Below are 26,168 nucleotides of genomic sequence, written 5' to 3' on the forward strand. Positions count from 1 at the left end.
GAGCCGCATGCATGAAACCTGAACTGAAGAAAAAGCTGACCCGCGGCGGCATTGCCGTCGCTCTGCTGCTTGCCCTTGGCCTGATGCTCTGGTCGGAGCTGCGCCCCAAGGGGCTCGGCGACGGCTTTGCCAGCGGCAACGGACGTATCGAGGCGACCGAGATCGATGTGGCCACCAAGCTCGGCGGGCGCATCCGCGAGATCACCGTGGACGAAGGCGACTTCGTCCAGCCCGGCCAGGTCATCGCGCGCATGGACACCGAGGTGCTCGAGGCCCAGCTGAACCAGGCACGGGCCCAGGTGCGCCAGGCGCAGAACGCGATCCTCACGGCACAGGCGCTGGTTGCCCAGCGCGAAAGCGAAAAGGCCACCGCCGAAGCCGTAGTGCACCAGCGCCGCGCCGAACTGACAGCCGCCCAGAAGCGCCACCGCCGCACGGAAACCCTGGTCGCGCGCAATGCCATGCCGCGCCAGCAGCTGGATGACGACCTGGCGGCGATGCAGAGCGCCCAGGCCGCGTTGGCGGCCGCGCAGGCGCAGGTACTCTCGGCCGACGCCGGTATCGCCGCCGCCCGCTCGCAGGTGATCGAAGCCGAGTCGGCCCAGGAGGCGGCCGAGGCCAGCGTCGAGCGGCTCGAGGCGGACATCCGCGACAGCGAGCTGAAGACCGATCGTGTCGCGCGCGTGCAATACCGGGTAGCGCAGCCCGGCGAGGTGCTCGCCGCCGGCGGCAAGCTGCTCAATCTGGTCGATCTGGCCGACGTGTACATGACCTTCTTCCTGCCCGAGCGGCAGGCCGGGCGCGTGGCGCTCGGCGCCGAGGCGCGCCTGGTGATCGATGCCGCGCCGCAGTACGTGATTCCCGCCCGCGTCACCTATGTCGCCAGCGTCGCGCAGTTCACGCCCAAGACCGTGGAAACCCAGAGCGAGCGCGAGAAGCTGATGTTCCGGGTCAAGGCCAGGATCGATCCGGAGCTGCTGAAACAACACATGGAACAGGTCAAGACCGGGCTTCCGGGCATGGCCTACCTGAAGCTTGACGCCGACGCCGAGTGGCCGGCCAACCTGGCGATCAACGTCGGCAAATGAACCCGTCCCCTGCCCCGGTCGCCGCGATCAGCGGCGTCAGCCTGCAATACGGCAAGACCCGCGCCCTGGACGGCCTGGATCTCGAACTCCCGGCCCAGCGCATGGTCGGCCTGATCGGCCCCGATGGCGTCGGCAAATCCAGCCTGCTGGCCCTGATCGCCGGCGCGCGGCAATTGCAGCAGGGCAGCGTGCAGGTGCTCGCCGGCGACATCGGCGATGACCGCCATCGCCGCGCCGTCTGCCCGCGCATCGCCTACATGCCACAGGGGTTGGGGCGCAACCTGTACCCGACGCTGACGATTTTCGAGAACCTCGAATTCTTCGGCCGGCTGTTTGGCCAGGACGCCGGCGAGCGCCGCCGGCGCATCGCCGAACTGACCCGCAGCACGGGCCTCGCGCCCTTTGTCGATCGCCCGGCGGGCAAACTGTCCGGCGGCATGAAGCAGAAGCTGGGGCTGTGCTGCGCGCTGATCCATGACCCCGACCTGCTGATCCTCGACGAGCCGACCACCGGCGTCGATCCGTTGTCGCGCGCGCAGTTCTGGGAGCTGATCGAGCGCATCCGCGGCGAGCGCCCGCAGATGAGCGTGCTGGTCGCCACTGCCTACATGGACGAGGCGCAGCGCTTCGACCACCTAGTGGCGATGGACGCCGGGCGCGTATTGGCCACCGGCACGCCGGCCGAGCTCCTGGCACGCACGGGCAGCGATACCCTGGAGCAGGCCTTCATCCGCCTGCTGCCCGAGGACAAGCGGCGCCAGCACCGCGAACTCGAGATCCCGCCACGCGGGCCGAGCGACGGCTTCGCCATCGAGGCGCATGGCCTGACCATGCGCTTCGGCGACTTCGTCGCGGTGGACCGGGTCAACTTCCGCATCGCCCGCGGCGAGATCTTCGGCTTCCTCGGCTCCAACGGCTGCGGCAAGACCACCACCATGAAGATGCTCACCGGACTGCTGCCGGCCAGCGAAGGCGAGGCCCTGCTGTTCGGCAAGCCGGTGGACCCGCACGACATGCAGACCCGCCAGCGGGTCGGCTACATGTCGCAGTCGTTCTCGCTGTACAGCGAGCTGACCGTCCGGCAGAACCTCGACCTGCACGCGCGGCTGTTCCACCTGCCGGTCGAGCGACGCGATGCGCGGGTAGCGGAAATGCTCGAGCGCTTCGACCTCGCCGACGAGGCCGACAGCCTGCCGACCAGCCTGCCGCTGGGGGTGCGCCAACGGCTCTCGCTGGCCGTCGCGGTGATCCACAATCCGGAAATCCTGATCCTCGACGAACCCACTTCCGGCGTCGACCCGATCGCCCGCGACTGCTTCTGGGAGTTGCTGGTGCAGCTGTCGCGCGAAGACGGCGTGACCATCTTCATCTCCACCCATTTCATGAACGAGGCGCTGCGCTGCGACCGTATCTCGCTGATGCATGCCGGCCGGGTGCTCGACAGCGACACGCCGCAGGCGCTGATGGACAAGCGCGGGCTGCCGACCCTGGAAGCGACCTTCATCGCCTACCTCGAGGAAGCCGCGGCAGGCGCCGCTGACGCCGCGCCCCCCGCGCCGCCGGCCAGCGCTGCCGCCGGTACGCCTCCGGCTACAGCCAACGCCCGCCAGGGCCGCTTCAGCCTGCGCCGCTTGCTCAGCTACAGCCGGCGCGAAGCCATGGAGCTGCGCCGTGACCCGATCCGCGCGACCCTGGCGATGCTCGGCAGCGTGATCCTGATGTTCATCATGGGCTATGGCGTCAGCTTCGATGTGGAGAACCTGACGTTCGCCGTGCTCGACCGCGACCAGACCACCACCAGCCAGCACTACCTGCTGAACATGGCCGGCTCGCGCTATTTCATCGAGAAGCCGCCGCTGTCCAGCCATGCCGAACTCGACCAGCGCCTGCGCAGCGGTGACATCAGCCTGGCGGTGGAGATCCCGCCGAATTTCGGCCGCGACCTCAAGCGCGGCGCGATTCCGCAGGTCGCCTTCTGGATCGACGGGGCGATGCCGATGCGCGCCGACACCATCAAGGGCTACGTCCAGGGCATCCACCTGAACTACCTGCAACAGCTCGCCCGCGAAGCAGGGGTGCAGGCGCAGGCGACGCCGGTCGACATCGCCATTCGCTATCGCTACAACCCGGACGTGCAGAGCCTGCCGGCGATGGTGCCGGCGATGATCCCGCTGCTGTTGATGATGATTCCGGCGATGCTCACCGCGCTCGGCGTGGTGCGCGAAAAGGAACTGGGCTCGATCACCAACTTCTACGTCACCCCGACCACCCGCCTGGAATTTTTGCTCGGCAAGCAGCTGCCCTATATCGCGCTGGGGATGATCAACTTCGCCACCCTGGCGCTGCTCGCGGTGTTCGTCTTCGGCATACCGATCAAGGGCAGCCTGCTCACCCTGTGCTTCGGTGCCCTGCTCTACGTGACCTGCGCCACCGGCCTGGGCCTGTTGATGTCGGCAATCTTCAACAGCCAGATCGCGGCGATCTTCGGCACCACCATCGTCACCCTGCTGCCGGCCATCCAGTTTTCCGGGCTGATCCACCCGGTCTCGGCGATGGAGGGCGCCGGCGCCTTTGTCGGCAAGCTCTACCCGACCAGCCACTTCCTGATCATCAGCCGCGGGGTGTTCTCCAAGGCCCTGGGGCTGGTCGAGCTGTATCCCTATTTCATCCCGATGCTGCTGGCCATTCCGCTGCTGACGCTGCTCAGCGTCGCCGGGCTGCGCAAGCAGGAGAAATGACATGAGCCGCCTGCGCCGCAAGCTCGGCAACATCCTCCAGCTCGGTCTCAAGGAACTGCGCAGCCTCTACCGCGACCCGGCGATGCTGGTGCTGATCGTCTATTCGTTCACCGTGGCGATCTACGAAGGCGCCACGGCGGTGCCCGAGGCGCCGCACCGCGCCAGCATCGCGGTGGTCGACGAGGATCGTTCGCAGGCCTCGCTGCGCATCATCAACGCCTTCCAGCTGCCCTATTTCATCGCGCCGAAGGCCATCACCCTCCAAGAGATGGACAGCGGCATGGATGACGGGCTGTACACCTTCACCCTGAACATCCCGCCGGGCTTCCAGGAAGACCTGCTCGCCGGCCGCCAGCCGAGCATCCAGCTGAACGTCGACGCCACCCAGGTCAGCCAGGCATTCACCGGCGCCGGGCACATCCAGCAGATCATCGCCAGCGAGACCGCCGAGTTCCTCAAGCGCTACCGCGGCCAGGACGCGCTGCCGGTCGAGGCCGTGATCCGCACCGCCTTCAACCCCAACCTCAGCCGCGCCTGGTTCGGCGCGGTGAACGAGGTGATCAACCAGATCACCATGCTGGCGATCATCCTCACCGGCGCGGCGCTGATCCGCGAGCGCGAGCACGGCACCATCGAGCACCTGCTGGTGATGCCGGTGACACCGTTCGAGATCATGGTCGGCAAGGTCTGGGCCATGGGGCTGGTGGTGCTCGCGGCCGCCGCCTTCGCCCTGCGCTTCGTCGTCGAGGGCTGGCTGCAGATCCCGATCCAGGGCTCGCTGCTGCTGTTCGCCGGCGGCGCGGCGCTGCACCTGTTCGCCGCCACTTCGATGGGCATCTTCTTCGGCACGGTGGCGCGCTCGATGCCGCAACTGGGCCTGCTGGTGATTCTCACGCTGATCCCGCTGCAGATTCTGTCCGGCGGCGTCACCCCGCGCGAAAGCATGCCCGAGCTGGTGCAGAACGTGATGTGGGTGGCACCGACCACGCACTTCGTCGAGCTGGCCCAGGCGATCCTGTTCCGCAACGCCGGCGTGGCGATCGTCTGGCCGCAGTTGCTGGCGCTGGTCGGCATCGGCGCGGTGTTCTTCGTCGGTGCGCTGTCGCGCCTGCGTGTATCGTTGCGCTAGCGATCCGGCGAGCGAGGCCACCTCCCCAAGGCGTTTCGCCTGCCCGGCGCCAGCCCGCCGCAGGCCTGGCCCGAGCGGCGGCCGGCCGCGGCTGTCACATAACGGTCACCGCCCAGCCCGCAGCACACCGGGAATTTTTGTATGCCCACCCGGTCTATGCTGCCGACATGCCCAGAGCCTGCTGCTCGGCAAAGCGCCAAGGAAGCCCAATCATCATGCGCATTCTCGTAACCGGCGGAGCCGGATTCATCGGCTCCGCACTGATCCGCCACATCATCCAGGACACCGAGCACAGCGTGCTCAATCTCGACAAACTGACCTATGCCGGCAATCTCGAATCGCTGGCCGCCGTCGAGAGCGATCCGCGGTACCGCTTCGTCCAGGCCGACATCGCCGATCGCGACCGGGTGAGCGAAGCGCTGCTCGACTTCCAGCCGGACGTGATCATGCACCTGGCCGCCGAATCGCACGTCGACCGCTCGATCGACGGCCCGGCCGAATTCATCCAGACCAACATCGTCGGCACCTACCAGCTGCTCGAAGCGGCGCGGGCCTACTGGCAAAGCCTGCCGGCCGATCGCCGTGAGGCCTTCCGCTTCCACCACATCTCCACCGACGAGGTGTACGGCGACCTGCACGGCACCGATGACCTGTTCACCGAGACCACGCCCTACGCGCCGAGCTCGCCCTACTCGGCGAGCAAGGCCTCGTCCGACCACCTGGTACGCGCCTGGCACCGCACCTACGGGCTGCCGGTACTGGTGACCAACTGCTCGAACAACTACGGGCCGTTCCATTTCCCGGAAAAGCTCATCCCGCTGATGATCCTCAACGCGCTCGACGGCAAACCGCTGCCGGTCTATGGCGACGGCCTGCAGATCCGCGACTGGCTGTTCGTCGAGGACCACGCCCGCGCGCTGCTGGAAGTCGTCAGCAAGGGCGAGATCGGCGAGACCTACAACATCGGCGGGCACAACGAGCAGAAGAACATCGACGTGGTGCGCGGCATCTGCGCCCTGCTCGAGGAGCTGGCTCCGGCCAAGCCGGAAGGCATCAACCGCTACGAAGAGCTGATCACCTTCGTCAAGGACCGTCCCGGTCATGACGTGCGCTACGCCATCGACGCCGGCAAGATCGAGCGCGAGCTCGGTTGGCGGCCGCAGGAAACCTTCCAGAGCGGCCTGCGCAAGACCGTGCAGTGGTATCTGGACAATCTCGAATGGTGCCGTCGCGTTCAGGACGGCAGCTATCAACGCGAGCGCCTGGGCGCCCTGGAGAAGATCGCATGAAAGGAATCATCCTCGCCGGCGGGTCCGGCACGCGCCTGCACCCCATCACGCTCGGCGTCTCCAAGCAGCTGCTGCCGATCTACGACAAGCCGATGGTCTACTACCCGCTTTCGGTGCTGATGCTCGCCGGCATCCGCGAGATCCTGATCATCTCGACCCCGCAGGACCTGCCGCAATACAAGAACCTGCTCGGTGACGGCAGCCAGTTCGGCATCAACCTGCAGTACGCCGAGCAGCCTTCGCCGGACGGCCTGGCGCAGGCGTTCCTGATCGGCGAAGAATTCATCGGCGACGACTCGGTGTGCCTGATCCTTGGCGACAACATCTTCCACGGCCAGCACTTCACCGAGAAGCTGCAGCGTGCCGCGCGCCAGGACAAGGGCGCCACGGTGTTCGGCTACTGGGTCAAGGACCCGGAACGCTTCGGCGTGATCGACTTCGACGAGAACGGCAAGGCGCTGTCCATCGAGGAGAAGCCGAAAAAGCCGAAGTCGAGCTACGCGGTCACCGGCCTGTACTTCTACGACAACGACGTGATCGACATCGCCAAGTCGATCAAGCCCTCGCCGCGCGGCGAGCTGGAAATCACCGATGTCAACATGGCCTACCTCAAGCGTGGCGACCTCAATGTCGAACGCTTCGGCCGCGGCTTCGCCTGGCTCGACACCGGCACCCATGACAGCCTGCTGGAGGCCTCGCAATACGTGCAGACCATCGAGCACCGCCAGGGGCTGAAGGTCGCCTGCCTGGAGGAAATCGCCTACCAGTACAAGTGGATCGACCGCGAGCAGCTGTTGCGCCGCGCCGATGCGCTGGGCAAGACCGGCTATGGCCAATACCTGTTCAAGCTGGCGGGTGAAGGCGCATGAAGGTCATCGAGACGTCCATCCCCGAGGTGCTGATCATCGAACCCAAGGTATTCGGTGATGAGCGCGGCTTCTTTTACGAAAGCTTCAACGCCGCCGCCTTCGAGGCGGCGACCGGGCTCAAGCGCCAGTTCGTCCAGGACAACCACTCCAAGTCGCGGCGCGGCGTGCTCCGCGGCCTGCACTACCAGATCCGGCAGCCGCAGGGAAAACTGGTGCGCGTGGTGCAGGGCGAGGTGTTCGACGTGGCGGTGGACCTGCGCCGGAGCTCGCCGAGCTTCGGCCGCTGGGCCGGCACCCACCTGAGCGCGGAGAACAAGCGCCAGCTGTGGATACCCGAGGGCTTCGCCCACGGCTTCGTGGTGCTCAGCGAGACCGCCGAGTTCCTCTACAAGACCACCGACTACTACGCCCCCGAGCACGAGCGCAGCCTGCTGTGGAACGACCCGGAGCTGGGCATCGAGTGGCCGTTCGACGAGCCGCCGCAGCTGTCGGCCAAGGACATCGCCGGCAAGCCTCTGAGCCAGGCGGAGCTGTTTCCATGAAGATCCTCATCACCGGCAGCAAGGGACAGCTCGCCCGCGAACTGCAGACCGAGCTGGCCGGTGAAGGAAAGGTGCTCGCCCTCGGGCACCAGGCGCTCGATCTGGCCGAGGCCGAGCAGATTCGCCAGCAGGTGCGCCTGCTGCGCCCGGACCTGATCATCAACGCCGCCGCCTACACGGCGGTGGACCCAGCCGAGCACGAGCGCGACAAGGCGTTCGCGGTGAATGCCGTGGCCCCGGGGATACTCGCCGAAGAGACCGCGCGGCTCGGCATCCCGCTGATCCACTATTCCACCGATTACGTCTTCGACGGCCGCAAGGCGGCCCCCTTCACCGAAGCCGACACGCCCAATCCGCTCGGCGCCTATGGCGCCAGCAAGCTGGCCGGCGAGCGCGCCGTACAGGCCGTCGACGGACAGCACATGATCCTGCGGACCAGCTGGGTCTACGGCCTGCACGGGCGCAACTTCCTGCTGACGATGATGCGCCTGCTGCAGGAGCGAGACACGGTGTCGGTGGTCAGCGACGAGATCGGCGCCCCCACCTGGGCACGCAGCATCGCTGCGGCGACCGGCGAACTGGTGCGCCGCTGGCGCGCTGGCGAGGGCGAACTGACCGGGCTGTTCCACATGACCGCGCGCGGCGAGACCTCCTGGTACGGCTTTGCCTGCGCCATCGCCGAGCACCTGCACCAGCAGGGCCGGCTACGGGCAACGGTGACCCCGATCCTCTCGCGTGACTATCCCACCGCTGCGCAGCGGCCGCTCAATTCGCGGCTCGATTGCAGCCTGCTGCAGAGCCGCTGGGGCATTGCCCTGCCGGACTGGCAGGTCGCCCTGCAGCAATGCATGACCCAACCGCGCAACAGCGAGGCCAGCCAGCCGGCGCCACAGCCACAGATCGTCTGATCGCCTTGCCCTGACGCGCCGACGCGCTGAATCCGACGCCCGCAACGGTGCATAATGCAGCCGTTCTCCAGGCGTCCCGCATGACTTCGACTTCCTCACCTCGCCGCCCACGCTGGCGCAACCTCCTGCTCCTGGCATTGCTGCTCACGCCGTTGCTCTGGCCGCTGCAGCAGCTGGCCGAGCGCTATTACCGCAACGAGCTGACCGAACAGAACCGGCAGACCCTCGACCTCTACGTCGCCAACCTGCTCGGCACGCTGAACCGCTACGAAGTGCTGCCGCGCATTCTCGGCGACCTGCCCGAGCTGCGTTCGGCGCTGCAGAACACCGAGGTACCGGCGGTGCAGGACCAGGCCAACCGCCTGCTCAAGCAGTTGCAACGGCGCACCGGCGCCGACGTCATCTATCTGATGGATACCCGCGGCATGACCCTGGCGGCCTCCAACTGGGATGCCGAGGACAGCTTCGTCGGCCGCAACTTCGCCTTTCGCCCGTACTTCCGGCAGGCCATGGAGGGCCGGCTGGGGCGCTTCTTCGGGCTCGGCACCACGTCCGGCAAACGCGGCTACTACTTTGGCGCCGCGGTACGCGATGGCGAGCAGATCCTCGGGGTGCTGGTGGTCAAGGTCGACCTGGACAGCACCGAGACGCTCTGGGGTAGCACGCCCGAGCGCCTGCTGGTGACCGACAACTTCGGCGTGGTGATCCTCACCTCGGAGCCGGCCTGGCGTTTTCGTGCCAGCCGCGCACTGACGCTCGACGAACGCGAGCAGATCGCCTTCGACCAGCCCTACCCGACGCTCGAGCCGACCGACCTGACGCTGGACATCGATGCCTGGCTGATCCAGAGCCGCGAACTGAAGGAGACCGGCTGGACGGTGCGCATCCTCGCGCCCATCGCCCTGATCGAGCGGCCGGTGCGCACGGTGGTCGCGATCGGCGCCGCCACGCTGGCGACCGTGCTGCTGCTGATCGGCCTGCTGATGCAGCGGCGCCGGCACTTCCTCGAGCGCCTGGCACTCGATGCCCAGGCGCGACGCGAGCTGGAGTTGCGCGTGCAGGAACGCACCCGCGACCTGGAAGCGCTGAACAGCCGTCTGAAGGTCGAGGTCCTCGAACGCGAACAGGCGCAGCAGGAACTGGTACGCGCGCAGGACGAACTGCTGCAGGCCGGCAAGCTGTCGGCGCTCGGCACCATGAGCGCGAGCATCAGCCACGAGCTGAATCAGCCACTGGCGGCGATCCGCAGCTATGCCGACAACGCCGGCGTGCTGCTCGAACACGACAGGGTCGACGAGGCGCGCAACAACCTGAAGCTGATCAGCGAACTCACGGCGCGCATGGCCTCGATCATCGCCCACCTGCGCGCTTTCGCCCGCCGCGACCAGCATGCCCCGGAGCGGGTAGCGTTGCAGCCGGCGCTCGACGATGCCCTGGCGCTGGTGGCCAAGCGTCGCCAGGCGATGGGCGTGGAACTGGTCCGCGACCTGCCCGAGGCCGCGCTCTGGGTGCAGGCCGGCGAAACGCGGCTGCGCCAGATCCTCGCCAACCTCCTGGCCAATGCCCTCGATGCGCTGGCCGAGCGGCCACCGGAGCGGCGTATCTGGCTGCGCGCCGAGCAGCGGGCCGATGGCGTGCTGCTGAGCCTGCGCGACAACGGTCCGGGCTTCTCGGCCGAAGCGCTCCAGCGCGCACGCGAACCCTTCTTCACCACCAAGACCAGCGCGCAGGGCCTGGGCCTGGGCCTGGCCATCTGCGATACGCTGGTGCGCGCCCTGGGTGGCGAACTGCGCCTGGGCAACAGTGACGAAGGCGGCGCGCTGATCGAACTGCAGCTGCGCTCGGCCGAGCCCGGGCACGCCTTTCCCAGCGAGGATTACCTGCAATGAGCAGCGACAACCGTATCGACGACGGGACCCAGGTGGTGCTGATCGACGACGATCCGCACCTGCGCAAGGCGCTGAGCCAGACGCTCGATCTCGCCGGGCTCAAGGTTGCCTGCCTGGAGGACGCGCGCACCCTCGAGGCACGTCTGCCGGCCGACTGGCACGGCGTGGTGGTCAGCGATATCCGCATGCCGGGCATCGACGGCCTGCAGCTGTTGGCCAACCTGCAGGGCCGCGATGCCGACCTGCCGGTGCTGCTGATCACCGGCCATGGCGACGTACAGCTCGCGGTGCAGGCGATGCGCGCCGGCGCCTACGACTTCCTCGAAAAACCCTTTCCCAGCGAGGCGCTGCTCGACTCGGTACGCCGCGCGCTGGCGCTGCGCCGTCTGGTGCTGGACAACCGCAGCCTGCGCCTGGCCCTGGCCGACCGCCAGCAGCTGGCCGGCCGTTTGCTCGGCCACTCGCCGGCCATGGCCCGCCTGCGCGAACAGATCGGCGCCCTGGCCGGAACCCAGGCCGACGTGCTGATCCTTGGCGAAACCGGCGCCGGCAAGGAAGTCGTGGCGCGCGCGCTGCACGACCTGTCGGCGCGCCGCGACGGGCCCTTCGTGGCGATCAACGCCGGCGCGCTGGCCGAATCGGTGGTCGAGAGCGAGCTGTTCGGCCACGAGCCGGGCGCCTTCACCGGCGCGCAGAAGCGCCGCATCGGCAAGTTCGAGTTCGCCAACGGCGGCACCCTGTTCCTCGACGAGATCGAGAGCATGAGCCTCGACGTGCAGGTCAAGCTGCTGCGCCTGCTGCAGGAACGTGTGGTCGAGCGCCTGGGCGGCAACCAGCTGATCCGCCTGGACATCCGGGTGATTGCCGCGACCAAGGAAGACCTGCGCCAGGCCGCCGATCAGGGCCGCTTCCGCGCCGACCTCTACTACCGGCTGAACGTCGCCCCGTTGCGCATCCCGGCGTTGCGCGAGCGCAACGAGGACATCCTGCTGCTGTTCCAGCACTTTGCCGAGACTGCAGCCGCGCGTCACGGCCTGCCGTCGCGCACGCTCTCGGCCGAGCAGCGCGCCCAGCTGCTGCGCCACGCCTGGCCGGGCAATGTGCGCGAGCTGCAGAACACCGCCGAGCGCTTCGCCCTGGGCCTGGATCTGGGCCTGGACAGCCAGCCGGCAGAGCCGCTCGGCGGTGGCGGCAACCTGCCGGAACAGGTCGAAGCCTTCGAACGGGCGCTAATCGCCGCCGAACTCGCGCGCCCGCACAGTTCCCTGCGCAGCGTCGCCGAAGCGCTCGGCGTGCCACGCAAGACCTTGCACGACAAGCTGCGCAAGCACGGCCTGAATTTCGCCGACGGTGGCGGAACCCCGCCCGACGAACTGGACTGAATGGCGGTTTTCCGCCATCGGTGACGGTCGCTCGGAACCTCGGCGGCACCCGCCCGCATTCCGGGCTAATCTGCTGGAAGCTGCGACCCAGACGGCTTTCCTGGCGCTTTGCCATTGGGTTTTCAGGGGCTGGCTGGTACAACCGCAGGGCCGCAGCCGGACGCTGGCCGATCTGGCACAGCGGTTGCTCAAAGAAACCGCCGAACCTCGCGCAACGTGCTGCCGGTTCACCGCCGGGCCGCTTCTGCGGCTCTCCACAACAAGAGGAAACAACAATGTTCAAACTGACTGCCAAGGCGCTGGCCTGCGCCCTGTCGCTCGGCATCGCCGGTCTGGCCCAAGCCGCCGACCCGATCGTCATCAAGTTCTCTCACGTGGTCGCCGAAAACACGCCGAAAGGCCAGGGCGCCCTGATGTTCAAGAAACTGGTGGAAGAGCGTCTGCCGGGCAAAGTCGAGGTTCAGGTCTACCCGAACTCCTCGCTGTTCGGTGATGGCAAGGAAATGGAAGCCCTGCTGCTGGGCGACGTGCAGCTGATCGCACCGTCGCTGGCCAAGTTCGAGCATTACTCCAAGGGCGTTCAGGTCTTCGACCTGCCGTTCCTGTTCGATGACATCGCCGCGGTAGACCGCTTCCAGAAGGGCGAAGCCGGCCAGCAGCTGCTGCGTTCGATGGAAGACAAGAACATCACCGGCCTGGGCTACTGGCACAACGGCATGAAGCAGCTGTCGGCGAACAAGCCGCTGCGCGAGCCGAAGGATGCCCGCGGCCTGAAGTTCCGCGTACAGGCTTCCGCCGTACTCGACGAGCAGTTCAAGGCCCTGCGCGCCAACCCGCGCAAGATGAGCTTCGCCGAGGTCTACCAGGGCCTGCAGACGGGCGTGGTCAACGGTGCCGAGAACCCGTACTCGAACATCTACTCGCAGAAGATGCACGAAGTGCAGAAGTACATCACCGAGTCCAACCACGGTCTCTTGGACTACATGGTCATCACCAACACCAAGTTCTGGAACGGCCTGCCGAGCGACGTGCGCAGCGAGCTGGAAAGCATCCTGAACGAGGTCACCGTCGAGGTGAACAAGCAGGCCGACGACCTGAACGAGGAAGCCAAGCAGGCCATTCTCGACGCCGGCACCACCGAAATCCTGTACCTGACTCCGGAAGAGCGTGCCAAGTGGCGTGATGCCATGAAGCCGGTCTGGAAGAAATTCGAAGGCGAAATCGGCGCCGACCTGATCAAGGCCGCCGAAGCCTCGAACAAGGCCGAATAAGCCTTGCGAAGGGGCGGGCACAACCTGCCCCTTCTACTCTTGAGCGACACAGACAGATCAGTGAAAAAACAAATCCGCTAGCGAAGACCACGCCACCACCCCAAGGCGTGCGGGCAACGACCCCCGGCGATCCCGGCCCCTGCCACTTCGACGGCCATAACAAGAGTTTTTTCATTGCTCTGTCATGCCAGCCCCCGGCTGGCTTACGGCGCACGCTCCGTGCAGCTCCGATTACCTTGCAGTCCATTCGGGAGATGTCATCCATGAACGCCCTGCGGCGCGTCTGGGACCATTTCGAGGAAGGCTTCATCGCCTTTCTGCTGGCCGCCATGACCTTGGTGACGTTCGTCTACGTCATTCTCAACAACCTCTACACCGTGTTCTACGACCTGGCCGACCGCTTCCCGGGGGCCGAGGACTTCTTCTTCGCGGTGGGCGATTTCATCATCGGCCTGGCGCAGGCCATGACCTGGAGCACGGCGCTGACCAAGGCGCTGTTCGCCTGGCTGATCTTCTTCGGCCTGGCCTATGGCGTGCGCACCGCCGGCCACATCGGCGTGGATGCGCTGGTCAAGCTGGCACCGACCGGCGTGCAGCGCTTCATCGCGATCATCGCCTGCCTGTTCTGCCTGGGTTACGCGGGCCTGTTGACCGTGGCCAGCTTCGAATGGATCCAGACGCTGTTCATCGCCAACATCGGCGCCGAGGACCTCGGCCATGTCGGCGTCAAGCAATGGCACATCGGCCTGATCGTCCCCGTCGGCTTTGCCATGGTGTTCATCCGCTTCGGCGAAATCTTCGTGCGCCTGCTGCGCAAGCAGCAGATCGGCCTCGGCCTGGCCGATGAAGCGGCCGAGGCCACCCGACTGAGCGAGCACGAGGAGCCCAAGCCATGACCATTCTGTTTCTTTTCGCGGTGCTCTTCGCGCTGATGCTGATCGGCGTGCCGATCGCCATTTCCCTCGGCCTGGCCGGCTCGCTGACCATCATGATCTTCAGCCAGGACTCGGTGCGCTCGCTGGCGATCAAGCTGTTCGAGACTTCCGAGCACTACACGCTGCTGGCCATCCCGTTCTTCCTGCTGGCCGGCGCCTTCATGACCACCGGTGGCGTCGCCCGCCGGCTGATCGACTTCGCCAACGCCTGCGTCGGCCACATCCGTGGCGGTCTGGCGATCGGCGCGGTACTGGCCTGCATGCTGTTCGCGGCGCTGTCCGGCTCGTCGCCGGCCACCGTCGCCGCCGTCGGCTCCATCGCCATCGCCGGCATGGTGCGCTCGGGCTATCCGCAGGCCTTCGGTGCCGGCATCGTCTGCAACGCCGGCACCCTGGGCATCTTGATTCCGCCGTCGGTGGTGATGGTGGTCTACGCCGCCGCCACCGAGACCTCGGTCGGCAAGCTGTTCATGGCCGGCGTAGTGCCTGGCATCCTGCTCGGCGGCGCGCTGATGGTGGCGATCTACCTGATCGCGGTGAAGAAGAACCTGCCGGCGCTGCCGCGGGCGACCTTCCGCGAGTGGCTGTCGGCCGCCCGCAAGGCGGTCTGGGGCCTGTTGCTGATGGTGATCATCCTCGGCGGCATCTACTCCGGCATGTTCACGCCGACCGAGGCGGCCGCCGTGGCGGCGGTGTACTCGGCGTTCGTCGCACTGTTCGTCTACAAGGACCTCAAGCTGCGCGATTGCCCGAAGGTGCTGCTGGAGTCGGGCAAGCTGTCGATCATGCTGATGTTCATCATCGCCAACGCCATGCTCTTCGCCCACGTGCTGACCACCGAGCAGATCCCGCAGGCGATCACCTCCTGGGTCATCGAGGCCGGCCTGCAGCCGTGGATGTTCCTGCTGGTGGTGAATATCGTGCTGCTGGTCGCCGGTGCCTTCATGGAGCCGTCGGCGATCATCCTGATCCTCGCGCCGATCCTGTTCCCGATCGCCGTGCAGCTGGGCATCGACCCGATCCACCTGGGCATCATCATGGTGGTGAACATGGAGATCGGGCTGATCACGCCGCCGGTGGGCCTGAACCTGTTCGTCGCCTCGGCAGTGACGGGCATGCCGGTGACCCAGGTGATCCGCGCCGTGCTGCCATGGCTGGCACTGATGCTGAGCTTCCTGATCGTGATCACCTACGTGCCGTCGATCTCCCTGGCACTGCCGGAACTGCTGGGCATGTAACGCGCGCAGCATCCGCCTTTCTTCAGCCCGGCCCAGCGCCGGGCTTTTTTTATCTGGCGACCTTCATGTCTGCATGCCGCTCGGTGGCGTGGCACGGAAAAACGCGCAAGGCGATTTTCCACGCGCGCCGCCGCTCAGGCCGATAGCGGCAATGCGGCGCGGCGGCGGAACCAGCCGGTGACCGACAGGCGATCGACTGCGGTAGGCAGCACCTCGTGCGGGAAGTCGCCGGACATGAACACCGCAAGCGTGCCGGCCAGCGGCGCGACGTCCTGGCTGGCGGCCTCGCCCAGGTACAACCGCAGCGCCCCACCGTGCTCCGGCTGCCAGTCCGGGTTGAGGTAAAACACCGCGGTCACGCACCGGCTGTCGTCATCACGAAAGCGATCCAGATGCGTCTTGTAGAACGCCCCGGGCGGGTACACGGCGAAATGGCATTCGAACTCCTCGAGCCCGAGATAGAGCTCGCGGTTGAGCTGCTGGCGCAGGCCGTCCATCAGCTGCAGGTAGAGATCGCTGGCGGCCGACTGGCCGGGTTCCAGCCAGAGGATATGGTCGCCGCGGATGCCCTCGTGCACCAGCTGGCCCTCACCGCGGCCGACCGCGGCAGGCACCATGGCTCCCTCCGCCTCGCGGCGGCGACACTCTTCGGCGAGACGGAGGGTTTCATGGCTCGGAAGAAACGCACGCTGTACCGACCAGCCACGCTCGGCCAGGTCATCGATGATGCTGGAAAACTGCAAGGTTGAGGCTCCGCGAGAATCGTGTCGCCGCCACAGCGGCCCGTTCGGCGCGCTTCGGGAACGAAGCGCCCGTCTGACATTCAAGATGATGGAGAACAGGGCGCAAGGTCATGCGCCCGACGGTCATTCTGCGGTGTCCGGGGTATCCAGGGGAATGCCCCGCAGCGGCAATTCGTCTGTGACAAATCGCCTTGCCTGCCCGCTCCCTCGACAGCCCGCGCGGCGGCGCCGAAAATGGCGGCCCTTCGACAGGAGATCCCATGCGCGCCCTACTCGCCTTCGCTCTGCTGAGCATCAGCCTCGTCTGCCGTGCCGACGTCTACTCCGACCTCTACGAAACCGCCGGCTGGCCGGATCAGCGCGCCAATTTCACCGATGCGCTGACCGCCGTGCAGCAGCGCTACAAGGACACCCTGCCCGCAGCCGTCTATCAGGCGCTGGTCGACAACAGCAACCGGCGCTTCGCCGCCGAGGCAATCGACAGCCGCGCACAACAGGCGCTGCGCGAGCAGCTGGCCGAGCCGCAGCCGGCGCTGGCGTTCTTCCAATCCGAGCTGGGCCGCAAGATCGTCGCTGCCGAGGTGCTGGCCGGGCGCCGCGAGCAACTGGCGCGCTATGCCAATGGCCTGCCGCGCATCGAGGCCGGGAGCAACCGCCAGTTGCTGATCCGCCATCTGGCACAAGCCCTGCCGGCGAGCGAGGCGGGTGCGGAAGTCAGCCTGGCGTTGGCCGGTGTCGCCGCCGACAGCCTCAGCCAGATGCTGCCTGGGATTCTCGCCAGCGGACAGGCCCAGAGTCTGCTCAACAGCCAGCGCGACCGCCTGCGCGAGCAGATCGAGGGCGACCTGGACAACACCCTGCTGTACATCTACCGCGAGCTGTCCGACGCCGAACTCGAGCAGTACCTGGATTTCGCCCGCTCGGCGGCCGGCCAGGCGTACTACCAGGCGGCGCTGCAGGCCGTGCGGGAAGGCCTGGCGGTCGGCCGCGAGCTATCCGAGCCGAGCGGCCCGCAGGCAGGCCTCTAGCGAGGCACCGGCACCGCCCGGGCCGTGCGTCGGTGGAAAACCGCAAGAATGGTTTTCCACCTTCCCCAGCCCCGACCGTGGGGTAGAGAGCGGCGCCGCCTTTTTCACCGCCACGCCGGTTTCAAGCCGCCCGATGGCCATTCGGGCCCCCGCCGCGGCCAGTCGCTTGGCGATTTCAGTCTCACGCAACTTCACCGCAGGGTGAAAACGGCGGCCCGTCGCCGGGCGCCCGGTAGCGCGGCACTCAAGGCGCCTGCAGCGACTCCAGGCAGCCGGCGAGGTTGTCGGCCAGACGCTCCAGCAGCTGCTCGTAGCCCTGCGGGCCGACCTGCAGTTCCACGCCGAGCACGTCCAGTTCCGCCAGGGTCACCGGCAGGCCGGTGGTCAGCGTCTCGGCCAGGCGCGGGCGCACCGGCGGCTCGCTGAACACGCAGCTCGGGCCGGCCGCCTTCAGCCGTTCACGCATCGCTGCGACGTGCCGTGCGCCCGGCTGGGCCTCGCCGCTGATGGCGAACACGCCGGCATGACTCAGGCCATAGGCCGCCTCGAAATAGTCATAGGCCTCGTGGAAGACGAAGTAGGGCTTGTCGGCGACCTTGGCCAGGCGGCTCTGCAAACGCCGATCCAGCGTCTCCAGGCGTTGCTCGAAGGCGACCAGATTGGCCTGGTAGCGCGGCGCATTCTGCGGATCATGTGCGGCCAGGTCCTCCGCCATGCGCTCGGCGATCGCTCGAGCGTTGGCCGGCAACAGCCAGAGGTGCGCATCGAGGCTGCCGGGCCGATGATCGTGATCGTGCTCGCCGGCCATCGCCTCGGCATCGTGGTCGTGGTCGTGGTCGTGGTCGTGGTCGTGGTCGTGGTCGTGGTCGTCACCATGCTCGCCCGCGGCCTCGGCGGCTTCGCCGAAATGGCGCAGCGTCATGCCCGGCACGTCCTGCACGGCCACGCTCGGCCCGTCGCGTCCCTCGAGCACGCGCGGCAGAAAGCTTTCCAGGTCCGGGCCGACCCAATAGAACAGCTCGGCATCACGGATGGCACGCACGTCCGACGGGCGCAGCGCGTAGTGATGCGCGGAGGCACCCGGCGGCAGCAGGACCTCAGGCTGGCCGACCCCGTCCTGCACGGCGGCGGCGATCAGCTGCAGCGGCTTGATGCTGGTCAGCAGGCGAACGTCAGCGTGAGCGGCGGGGGTGCAGAGCAGTGCACCGGCGATCAGGGGAAGCGAAAAAAGAGCTTTCACGGGCGATACTCGTGCGGGGAAATTGGTACATAATAACGTCTCTCTCCAGACAAGTCGTCGCCATGCCCAAGACTCCCCTGGCCTACACGCCCCATGACCATGATCACTGCGTCAGCAGCGCCCTGGCCGAGGCCGACAGCCTTTGCCTGCGCCAGGGCGTACGCCTGACCGCGCTGCGCCGGCGCGTACTGGAGCTGGTCTGGCAAAGCCACAGGCCGCTCGGCGCCTACGACATTCTCGCCACGCTGAGCGAACAGGATGGCCGCCGTGCCGCACCGCCTACGGTGTACCGTGCCTTGGATTTCCTGCTCGAGAACGGCCTGGTGCACCGCATCGCCTCGCTCAATGCGTTCATTGGTTGCAGCCACCCGGAGCACCCGCACCAGGGCCAGTTCCTCATCTGCCGCAACTGCCACACGGCCATCGAGCTGGAGCAGGCGAGCATTGCCGAGGCCATCGAGAGCGCTGCGCGCACGGTGGATTTCGCGGTCGAGACCCAGACCGTCGAGGTGGTCGGCCTGTGCGCCCCGTGCCGGAGCGCGGCATGAGCGACAGCCTGATCCGCCTGCATGACGTGCACGTCGGCTTCGCCGGCAAGGCGGTGCTCGAAGGCGCCGATCTCGAGGTCCATGCCGGCGAGATCGTCACCCTCATCGGCCCCAACGGAGCCGGCAAGACCACTCTGGTGCGGATCGTGCTCGGCCTGCTCAAGCCCGATCGCGGCGAGATCTGGCGCAAGCCGGACCTGCGCGTGGGCTACATGCCGCAAAAGCTGCACATCGACGCCACCCTGCCCTTGTCCGTGCTGCGCTTCCTGCGCCTGGTGCCGGGGGTGGACCGTGCCCGCGCGCAGGCGGCGCTGGTCGAAGTGGGCGCCGAACAGGTGATCGACAGCCCGCTGCAGCGCATCTCCGGCGGCGAGATGCAGCGGGTGCTGCTGGCCCGCGCGCTGCTGCGCGAGCCGCAGCTGCTGGTGCTCGACGAGCCGGTCCAGGGTGTCGACATCGCTGGCCAGGCCGAGCTCTACCGGCTGATCGGCCGGCTGCGCGAGCGCTACGGCTGCGGCGTGCTGATGGTCTCGCACGACCTGCATCTGGTGATGAGCGCCACCGATCAGGTGGTCTGCCTGAATCGCCACGTCTGCTGTTCCGGGCATCCGGAGCAGGTCAGCGCCGACCCGGCCTTTGTCGAGCTGTTCGGCCAGGACGCCCGCAGCCTGGCGATCTACCACCACCAGCACGATCACCGCCATGACCTGCACGGCAGCGTGGTCACCGGCCAAGGCCACGTTCACGGCCCGAACTGCAAGCACTAGACAGAGCATCAGATGCCCGATTTCCTGCTCCACGCCCTGCTCGCCGGCCTCGCCCTGGCGCTGGTCGCCGGCCCACTCGGCTCCTTCGTCGTCTGGCGGCGCATGGCCTATTTCGGCGACACCCTGTCCCACGCCGCGCTGTTCGGTGTCGCCCTTGGGCTGATGCTCGACGTCAACCTGACCCTGGCGGTGACCGTCGGCTGCGTGCTGCTCGCGTTGTTGCTGGTCACCCTGCAGCAGCGCCAGCCGCTGGCCTCGGACACCCTGCTGGGGATCCTCGCGCATAGCACGCTGTCGCTGGGCCTGGTCTCGCTGAGTTTCATGGACGATGTGCGCATCGACCTGATGGGCTATCTGTTCGGCGACCTGCTCGCGGTGGGTAGCGCGGATCTGGCCTGGATCGTCGGCGGCAGCGCCCTGGTGCTGCTGCTGCTCGTACCGCTGTGGCGGCCGCTGCTGGCAATCACCGTGCACGAGGAGCTGGCCAAGGTCGAAGGCCTGCCGGTGGCGGCGATCCGCCTGGCGCTGATGCTGTTGATCGCGGTGATCATCGCCGTGGCGATGAAGATCGTCGGCGTGCTGCTGATCACCTCGCTGCTGATCATTCCCGCCGCCGCCGCCCAGCGTCACGCACGGACCCCCGAGCAGATGGCGCTGGGCGCCAGCGTGCTGGGCATCGTCGCAGTGTGCCTCGGGTTGACGCTGTCCTGGTTCGAAGACACTCCGGCCGGCCCGTCCATCGTGGTCAGCGCCGCCGCGTTGTTCCTGCTCAGCTTCGCCTGGCCGAAGCGCGCATGACCGATCTCAAGTACCTGCGCGGCTACCCCGAGCCGCTGCTGGCCCAGGTGCGCCAGCTGATCGCCGAGGAGCGTCTGGGCGATTATCTGCAGCGACGCTATCCCGGCCGGCATCAGGTGCAGAGCGACAAGGCGCTGTACGGCTACGTGCAGACGCTCAAGCAGGAGTACCTGAAAAGCGCCCCGCCGATCGACAAGGTGCTCTACGACAATCGCCTGGACCTGACTCACCGCGCGCTCGGCCTGCATACCGCGGTGTCACGGGTGCAGGGCGGCAAGCTCAAGGCGAAGAAGGAAATCCGCGTCGCCGCGCTGTTCCGCGAGGCGGCGCCGGAATTTCTGCAGATGATCGTGGTGCACGAGCTCGCCCACCTGCGCGAAAGCGAGCACAACCGTGCGTTCTACAAGCTCTGCGAGCACATGCTGCCGGGCTACGGGCAGATCGAGTTCGACCTGCGGCTGTTCCTGCATTGGCGGGAGCTGCAGGACCGCTGAAGAGGCGCCCCGCGTGGATGGCTGCGGCCATCCACCCTACGTCCCGCTGGCACCGAAGCCTGCGTAGGGTGGAAAACTCGCGAAGCGATTTTCCACGCGTCAGACCAGGTTACGCCTCATGCCGGACCTGGCACCTCATCCGCGTGGATGGCTTCGGCCATCCACCCTACGCCGATCCTTTACGCCGGGATCGTTGCCGCTGCGGCCTCGCGCGCCCAGACCCGATGCTGGCCAAGCGCCTGGGCGAAGTTGCCGAATACCGCATCGACGTCATCGCCCTCCAGCAACCCGGCATCGGAGGTGAGGTTCAGCGTCGCCAGCATCTGCCGCGCGTCGCCGAGCAGTACCACCGGCTTGAGGTGCTTGTAGGCCTCCAGCAGGTAATGCTTGGCCTCGCCGGACTTGGCCATGGCCGCCGCCGCATCGGCACCACCGGGGACGAACACCGCGTCGAACATCACCGAGGGCATGCCGTCCATCGCGGCATCGACCGCCAGCATCTGGCCGTCCGCGGTTTTCACCGGGGCCGGCGACGGGCCGATGATCTTGGCCAGCGCGCCCTGCTCGGCCAGCTTGGCCTTGAATGCGTCGATCGCCGCACCATCGACGCCATTGGCCACCAGGATCGCCACCTTGCGCGACTTGATATTGCCCGGTACGTGATTCATCAGGCTCAGCGCCGGCGAGCTCTGCGGGGTTGGCGTCTTCGGCGCTACGGTCGGCGCGCTCGGCACCGGCAGGCCGAGGTTTTCGGCCACGCGGCGGGCCAGCTCCAGGTCGATGTTGGCGAGGATTTCGTTGACCTGCCGCTCGCGGATGAACACCCGCTCCACCTTGCCCAGCTCGAAGGTGTAGGCGCCGATGATGTGCTCCTTCTCCGGCTCGCTCATGCTGTTCCAGAACAGCGTGGCCTGGGAGAAGTGGTCGCCGAAGGATTCGCTGCGGTTGCGGATCTTGTGCCCCTCGACCCGCTCCGGATAGCTCTCGAAGCCGCCGCCCTGGGCCGCCGGCGGGGTTTCCTTGGGCCAGCCGCTGTCGATCGAGTTGGGCTCGTAGTTGGCGCGGCCCTTGTTGATCGTCTGGCGATGGAAGGCGTCGCGCTGGTTGTTGTGGAACGGGCACAGCGGGCGGTTGATCGGGATCTCGTGGAAGTTCGGCCCACCGAGACGCAGCAGCTGGGTGTCGGTGTAGGAGAACAGCCGGCCCTGCAGCAGCGGGTCATTGGTGAAGTCGATGCCCGGCACGATGTGGCCGATGTGGAAGGCGGCCTGCTCGGTCTCGGCGAAGAAGTTGTCCGGGTTGCGATTGAGGGTCATCTTGCCGAGCTTCTGCACCGGCACCAGCTCCTCGGGGATGATCTTGGTCGGGTCGAGCAGGTCGAAGTCGAACTTGTGCTCGTCGGCCTCCTCGACCACCTGCACGCCCAGCTCCCACTCGAAGTAGTCGCCCATCTCGATGGACTCCCACATGTCGCGGCGGTTGAAGTCAGGGTCCTTGCCGGCGATCTTCAGCGTCTCGTCCCAGACCAGCGAGAAAGCACCGGCCACCGGCTTCCAGTGGAACTTGACGAAGCGGCTGACGCCCTCGGCGTTGATCAGGCGGAAGGTGTGCACGCCGAAGCCTTCCATCGCCCGGTAGCTGCGCGGCAGGGCGCGGTCGGACATGGTCCAGAGCACCATGTGTGCGGACTCAGGCGTCAGCGAGACGAAGTCCCAGAAGGTGTCGTGGGCCGATTGCGCCTGCGGGATCTCGTTGTGCGGCTCGGGTTTCACCGCGTGGACGAAGTCCGGAAACTTGATGGCGTCCTGAATGAAGAACACCGGCATGTTGTTGCCGACCAGGTCGAAGTTGCCCTCGTCGGTGTAGAACTTGGTGGCGAAGCCGCGCACGTCGCGCACGGTGTCCGCCGAGCCGCGCGAGCCCTGCACGGTGGAGAAGCGCACGAATACCGGGGTCTCCTTGCCCTTTGCCGAGAGGAACGAGGCCTTGGTCAGCTGGCTGTGGTCGTCGTAGCTGACGAACACGCCGTGTGCGGCGGCACCGCGCGCGTGCACGATGCGCTCGGGGATGCGCTCGTGATCGAAGTGGGTGAGCTTCTCGCGCATGATGAAGTCTTCGAGCAGCGAGGGCCCACGGCCGCCGGCCTTGAGGGTGTTCTGGTTATCGGCGATCTTCACGCCCTGATTGGTGCGCAGCGCCTCGCCGGTGGCGTCCGAGCGAAAGCGTTCCAGCTGGTCGAGCTTGGCATTGTGGTTGCCGCGGTCGACGGTATCGGTGCCAGCCAGTTCGCTCTGTTTGGGGGTCTTGTCGGTCATCTTGGGCCTCGGTGAAGGGTGTTTCCGAAACCGTGGTGAACCCACCGCTGGGGCGCGCCTTTTCCACGGTGCTCCGGTAACTGACCCGCCGAAGTCCGACAAGGTCGGTGCCGCGGCAATTTGCTTTGCCGATCGACCCGATAGGCAATGCCTATGAACGCACGCCGGCGGCTGAAGCCTGAGCACCAGTTGCGCTAGAATGCCCGGCTTTCGCCGGCTATCCCGGCCAGGAACGACCGCACCCACAAGGTTCGCCCGTGATCGAATTCCAGCAAGTCCATAAAACCTATCGGGTTGCCGGCCGCGAAGTACCGGCGCTGCGGCCGACCGACCTGTGCATCGAGGCCGGTGAAGTATTCGGCCTGATCGGTCACTCCGGCGCCGGCAAGAGCACCCTGCTGCGCCTGATCAACCGCCTGGAGGAACCCTCGGGCGGGCGCATCCGGGTCAATGGCGAGGACGTCACCGCGCTGGATGCCGACGGCCTGCGGCGCTTCCGCCAGCGCGTCGGGATGATCTTCCAGCACTTCAACCTGCTGATGTCCAAGACCGTGGCCGACAACGTCGCCATGCCGCTGCGCCTGGCCGGCCAGCTGTCGCGTGGCGAGATCGATGCCCGGGTCGCCGCGCTGCTCGAGCGCGTCGGCCTCAAGGACCATGCGCGCAAGTATCCGGCGCAGCTCTCCGGCGGCCAGAAGCAGCGCGTCGGCATCGCCCGCGCACTGGCCACCGAGCCAGGCATCCTGCTCTGCGACGAAGCCACCAGCGCGCTCGACCCACAGACCACGGCATCGGTGCTGCAACTGCTGGCCGAGATCAACCGCGAGCTGAAGCTGACCATCGTGCTGATCACCCACGAGATGGACGTGATCCGCCGCGTCTGCGACCGCGTGGCGGTGATGGACGGCGGCGACATCGTCGAGCTGGGCCCGGTCACCCAGGTGTTCCTGCACCCGCAGCATCCGACCACCCAGCGCTTCGTGCTCGAGGACGAGGCGGTCGACGAACGCGAGCAGCACGACGACTTCGCCCATGTGCAGGGCCGCATCCTGCGCCTGACCTTCCAGGGCGAGAGCACCTACCAGCCACTGCTGGGTACGGTCGCACGCGAAACGGGCGTCGACTTCTCGATCCTCTCCGGGCGCATCGACCGCATCAAGGACACCCCCTATGGCCAGCTGACCCTGGCCCTCACCGGCGGTGACATGCAGGCGGCCCTGACGCGCTTCGATCACGCCGATGTACATGTGGAGGTCTTGCGCTGATGGATGCCTTGTTCGGCTCGCTGTTCACCAACGTCGACTGGTACGAGATCTGGCTGGCCACCCTCGACACCCTGCTGATGCTCGGCGGCTCGCTGCTGTTTACCATCCTGCTCGGCCTGCCGCTGGGCGTGCTGCTGTTTCTCAGCGGCCCCCGCCAGCTGTTCGAGAACCGCCCGCTGTACGCGGCGCTGTCGTTCGTGGTCAACGTGCTGCGTTCGCTGCCGTTCATCATTCTGCTGATCGTGATGATTCCCTTCACCGTGCTGCTGACCGGTACCTCGCTCGGCGTGGCCGGGGCCATTCCACCGCTGGTGGTGGGCGCCGCGCCGTTCTTCGCGCGGCTGGTGGAGACCGCGCTGCGCGAGGTCGACCGCGGCATCATCGAGGCGACCCAGGCGATGGGCGCGACGACGCGGCAGATCATCTTCAGCGCATTGCTGCCCGAGGCCCGGCCGGGCATCATCGCCGCCATCACCGTCACTGCCATCACCCTGGTGTCCTACACCGCGATGGCCGGCGTGGTGGGTGCCGGCGGCCTTGGCGACCTGGCCATCCGCTTCGGCTACCAGCGCTTCCAGACCGACGTGATGGTCGTCACCGTGGTCCTGCTGCTGGTGCTGGTGCAGGTGCTGCAGAGCGTTGGCGACCGCCTGGTGACCCACTTCTCCCGCAAATGAACCTGGGCGCGCGAACCCCGCACGCCGCTCCATCCAAGGAACCGAACGATGAAGAAACTGATTGCCGCCCTGGCCACCGTGGCCGCCTTCTCCGCCCAGGCCGCCGACGAGCTGAACGTCGCGGCGACCGCCGTGCCGCACGCCGAGATCCTCGAGTTCGTCAAACCGAAGCTGGCCGAACAGGGCGTGGAGCTGAATGTGAAGGTCTTCACCGACTATGTGCAGCCGAACATCCAGGTCGCCGAGAAGCGTCTGGACGCCAACTTCTTCCAGCACCAGCCGTACCTCGACGAGTTCAACAAGGGCAAGGGCACCGAGCTGGTCAGCGTCGCCGGCGTGCACATCGAGCCGTTCGGCGCCTACTCGAGCAAGCTCAAGTCGCTGGAAGAACTGCCCGACGGCGCCAACGTGGTGATCCCCAACGACGCCACCAATGGCGGCCGCGCCCTGCTGCTGCTGGCCAAGGCCGGCGTGATCACGCTCAAGGACGGCGCCGGCATCACCGCCACGCCGAAGGACATCGCCGAAAACCCCAAGCACATCAAGGTGCGTGAGCTGGAAGCCGCGACCCTGCCGCGCGTGCTGACCCAGGTCGATCTGGCGCTGATCAACACCAACTATGCGCTGGAAGCCAAGCTGAACCCGACCCAGGACGCCCTGGTGATCGAAGGCAGCGACTCGCCCTACGTGAACATCCTCGTCGCCCGCCCGGACAACAAGGACAGCGACGCCATGCAGAAACTGGCCGCCGCGCTGCACAGCGATGAGGTGCGCCAGTTCATCAACGAGAAGTACAAGGGCGCCGTCGTCCCGGCGTTCTGATCGGCGCCAGCCACCTGCGATGCCCAGGGCCCCGGAAGCGATTCCGGGGCCTTTTTTTGATCGAGCGCCTTCCCATGAGGCCAGCCTTGCCTGGCCGCTACGGGCCGGCGGCCTGCGTGCGAAAGCAGATGCCGGCACGGCACCGCCGGCCAGGGGAGCGGCGACGCGCATGCCGGCTCGCTCCGCGCGCGCA

At 67.0% G+C, this 26,168-nt stretch carries 23 protein-coding genes; 20 read left to right on the forward strand and 3 right to left on the reverse strand.

Features of this window, described 5'->3' with window-relative positions:
* Positions 1–11 precede the first annotated feature (11 nt).
* From AC0KXH_RS19210 to dctM, 12 genes are all read left to right on the forward strand, one after another.
* Complete coding sequence (locus AC0KXH_RS19210) at positions 12–1,088, forward strand: HlyD family secretion protein (RefSeq protein ID WP_269262952.1); 1,077 nt, start codon at positions 12–14, stop codon at positions 1,086–1,088.
* Entirely contained in the window at positions 1,085–3,826 is a 2,742-nt protein-coding gene (rbbA, locus tag AC0KXH_RS19215; RefSeq protein ID WP_488223891.1) for a ribosome-associated ATPase/putative transporter RbbA, read from the forward strand. The genes AC0KXH_RS19210 and rbbA overlap by 4 nt, the downstream gene beginning before the upstream one ends.
* Before the next feature lies 1 nt (position 3,827).
* On the forward strand, positions 3,828–4,955 hold the full coding sequence (locus AC0KXH_RS19220; RefSeq protein ID WP_041109004.1) for an ABC transporter permease: 1,128 nt from the start codon (positions 3,828–3,830) through the stop codon (positions 4,953–4,955).
* A gap of 215 nt (positions 4,956–5,170) precedes the next feature.
* On the forward strand, positions 5,171–6,244 hold the full coding sequence (gene rfbB / locus AC0KXH_RS19225; RefSeq protein ID WP_041109006.1) for a dTDP-glucose 4,6-dehydratase: 1,074 nt from the start codon (positions 5,171–5,173) through the stop codon (positions 6,242–6,244).
* The gene (gene rfbA, locus AC0KXH_RS19230; RefSeq protein WP_439931922.1) at positions 6,241–7,113 is read left to right on the forward strand and encodes a glucose-1-phosphate thymidylyltransferase RfbA; all 873 of its coding nucleotides are present in this window, start codon (positions 6,241–6,243) and stop codon (positions 7,111–7,113) included. Before rfbB ends, rfbA begins: the two co-directional genes overlap by 4 nt.
* Complete coding sequence (gene rfbC, locus AC0KXH_RS19235) at positions 7,110–7,655, forward strand: dTDP-4-dehydrorhamnose 3,5-epimerase (RefSeq protein WP_041109010.1); 546 nt, start codon at positions 7,110–7,112, stop codon at positions 7,653–7,655. Before rfbA ends, rfbC begins: the two co-directional genes overlap by 4 nt.
* Positions 7,652–8,563, forward strand: coding sequence for a dTDP-4-dehydrorhamnose reductase (gene rfbD, locus AC0KXH_RS19240; protein WP_312200537.1), 912 nt, complete (start codon positions 7,652–7,654; stop codon positions 8,561–8,563). Before rfbC ends, rfbD begins: the two co-directional genes overlap by 4 nt.
* An 80-nt stretch (positions 8,564–8,643) precedes the next feature.
* Entirely contained in the window at positions 8,644–10,452 is a 1,809-nt protein-coding gene (locus AC0KXH_RS19245) for a sensor histidine kinase (RefSeq protein WP_041109014.1), read from the forward strand.
* The gene (locus tag AC0KXH_RS19250) at positions 10,449–11,834 is read left to right on the forward strand and encodes a sigma-54-dependent transcriptional regulator (protein WP_041109016.1); all 1,386 of its coding nucleotides are present in this window, start codon (positions 10,449–10,451) and stop codon (positions 11,832–11,834) included. Before AC0KXH_RS19245 ends, AC0KXH_RS19250 begins: the two co-directional genes overlap by 4 nt.
* 275 nt (positions 11,835–12,109) lie before the next feature.
* Positions 12,110–13,105, forward strand: coding sequence for a C4-dicarboxylate TRAP substrate-binding protein DctP (gene dctP / locus AC0KXH_RS19255; protein ID WP_041109018.1), 996 nt, complete (start codon positions 12,110–12,112; stop codon positions 13,103–13,105).
* Between the two features lie 263 nt (positions 13,106–13,368).
* Positions 13,369–14,001: a TRAP transporter small permease gene (locus AC0KXH_RS19260; protein WP_061338207.1), complete on the forward strand. Its 633-nt coding sequence runs from the start codon at positions 13,369–13,371 to the stop codon at positions 13,999–14,001.
* Positions 13,998–15,278 (forward strand): C4-dicarboxylate TRAP transporter large permease protein DctM, encoded by a 1,281-nt coding sequence (dctM, locus tag AC0KXH_RS19265; RefSeq protein WP_041109022.1) that lies wholly within the window; start codon positions 13,998–14,000, stop codon positions 15,276–15,278. Before AC0KXH_RS19260 ends, dctM begins: the two co-directional genes overlap by 4 nt.
* 134 nt (positions 15,279–15,412) lie before the next feature.
* Here the strand turns inward: dctM and AC0KXH_RS19270 are convergent, their stop codons facing one another.
* Entirely contained in the window at positions 15,413–16,021 is a 609-nt protein-coding gene (locus AC0KXH_RS19270; RefSeq protein WP_041109024.1) for a 2OG-Fe(II) oxygenase, read from the reverse strand.
* 260 nt (positions 16,022–16,281) lie between these two features.
* On the opposite strand from AC0KXH_RS19270, the gene AC0KXH_RS19275 reads away from it, so the two are divergent.
* Positions 16,282–17,049 carry a DUF2059 domain-containing protein gene (locus AC0KXH_RS19275; RefSeq protein WP_041109026.1) on the forward strand — a complete coding sequence of 256 codons (768 nt, stop codon included), beginning with the start codon at positions 16,282–16,284 and terminating at the stop codon, positions 17,047–17,049.
* 244 nt (positions 17,050–17,293) lie between these two features.
* Here the strand turns inward: AC0KXH_RS19275 and znuA are convergent, their stop codons facing one another.
* Positions 17,294–18,289 (reverse strand): zinc ABC transporter substrate-binding protein ZnuA, encoded by a 996-nt coding sequence (gene znuA / locus AC0KXH_RS19280; RefSeq protein WP_488223892.1) that lies wholly within the window; start codon positions 18,287–18,289, stop codon positions 17,294–17,296.
* A 62-nt stretch (positions 18,290–18,351) separates the two neighbouring features.
* On the opposite strand from znuA, the gene zur reads away from it, so the two are divergent.
* Genes zur through AC0KXH_RS19300 form a run of 4 tightly spaced genes read left to right on the forward strand, consistent with a single transcriptional unit; the run spans position 18,352 to position 20,896 of the window.
* Positions 18,352–18,837 carry a zinc uptake transcriptional repressor Zur gene (gene zur, locus AC0KXH_RS19285; RefSeq protein WP_041109030.1) on the forward strand — a complete coding sequence of 162 codons (486 nt, stop codon included), beginning with the start codon at positions 18,352–18,354 and terminating at the stop codon, positions 18,835–18,837.
* Positions 18,834–19,604 (forward strand): zinc ABC transporter ATP-binding protein ZnuC, encoded by a 771-nt coding sequence (gene znuC, locus AC0KXH_RS19290; RefSeq protein ID WP_041109032.1) that lies wholly within the window; start codon positions 18,834–18,836, stop codon positions 19,602–19,604. Before zur ends, znuC begins: the two co-directional genes overlap by 4 nt.
* A gap of 12 nt (positions 19,605–19,616) precedes the next feature.
* A complete protein-coding gene (gene znuB / locus AC0KXH_RS19295; protein ID WP_041109034.1) occupies positions 19,617–20,402 on the forward strand; it encodes a zinc ABC transporter permease subunit ZnuB in 786 nt (261 codons plus the stop codon).
* Positions 20,399–20,896, forward strand: a complete 498-nt coding sequence (locus AC0KXH_RS19300) for a YgjP-like metallopeptidase domain-containing protein (RefSeq protein WP_165562465.1) — start codon at positions 20,399–20,401, stop codon at positions 20,894–20,896. The genes znuB and AC0KXH_RS19300 overlap by 4 nt, the downstream gene beginning before the upstream one ends.
* Positions 20,897–21,075: 179 nt before the next feature.
* Here the strand turns inward: AC0KXH_RS19300 and katE are convergent, their stop codons facing one another.
* Positions 21,076–23,211, reverse strand: coding sequence for a catalase HPII (gene katE / locus AC0KXH_RS19305; protein ID WP_488223893.1), 2,136 nt, complete (start codon positions 23,209–23,211; stop codon positions 21,076–21,078).
* A gap of 257 nt (positions 23,212–23,468) precedes the next feature.
* Here katE and AC0KXH_RS19310 point away from each other — a divergent pair, with 257 nt between their 5' ends.
* From AC0KXH_RS19310 to AC0KXH_RS19320, 3 genes are read left to right on the forward strand one after another with little or no spacing between them, the layout of a single operon-like run.
* A complete protein-coding gene (locus AC0KXH_RS19310) occupies positions 23,469–24,476 on the forward strand; it encodes a methionine ABC transporter ATP-binding protein (RefSeq protein ID WP_041109040.1) in 1,008 nt (335 codons plus the stop codon).
* Positions 24,476–25,153: a methionine ABC transporter permease gene (locus tag AC0KXH_RS19315; protein WP_043222723.1), complete on the forward strand. Its 678-nt coding sequence runs from the start codon at positions 24,476–24,478 to the stop codon at positions 25,151–25,153. Before AC0KXH_RS19310 ends, AC0KXH_RS19315 begins: the two co-directional genes overlap by 1 nt.
* Positions 25,154–25,201: 48 nt before the next feature.
* Entirely contained in the window at positions 25,202–25,975 is a 774-nt protein-coding gene (locus tag AC0KXH_RS19320; protein WP_061339884.1) for a MetQ/NlpA family ABC transporter substrate-binding protein, read from the forward strand.
* The last annotated feature ends 193 nt before the right edge of the window (positions 25,976–26,168 follow it).

This window comes from Stutzerimonas sp. CXK-1, assembly GCF_057738225.1.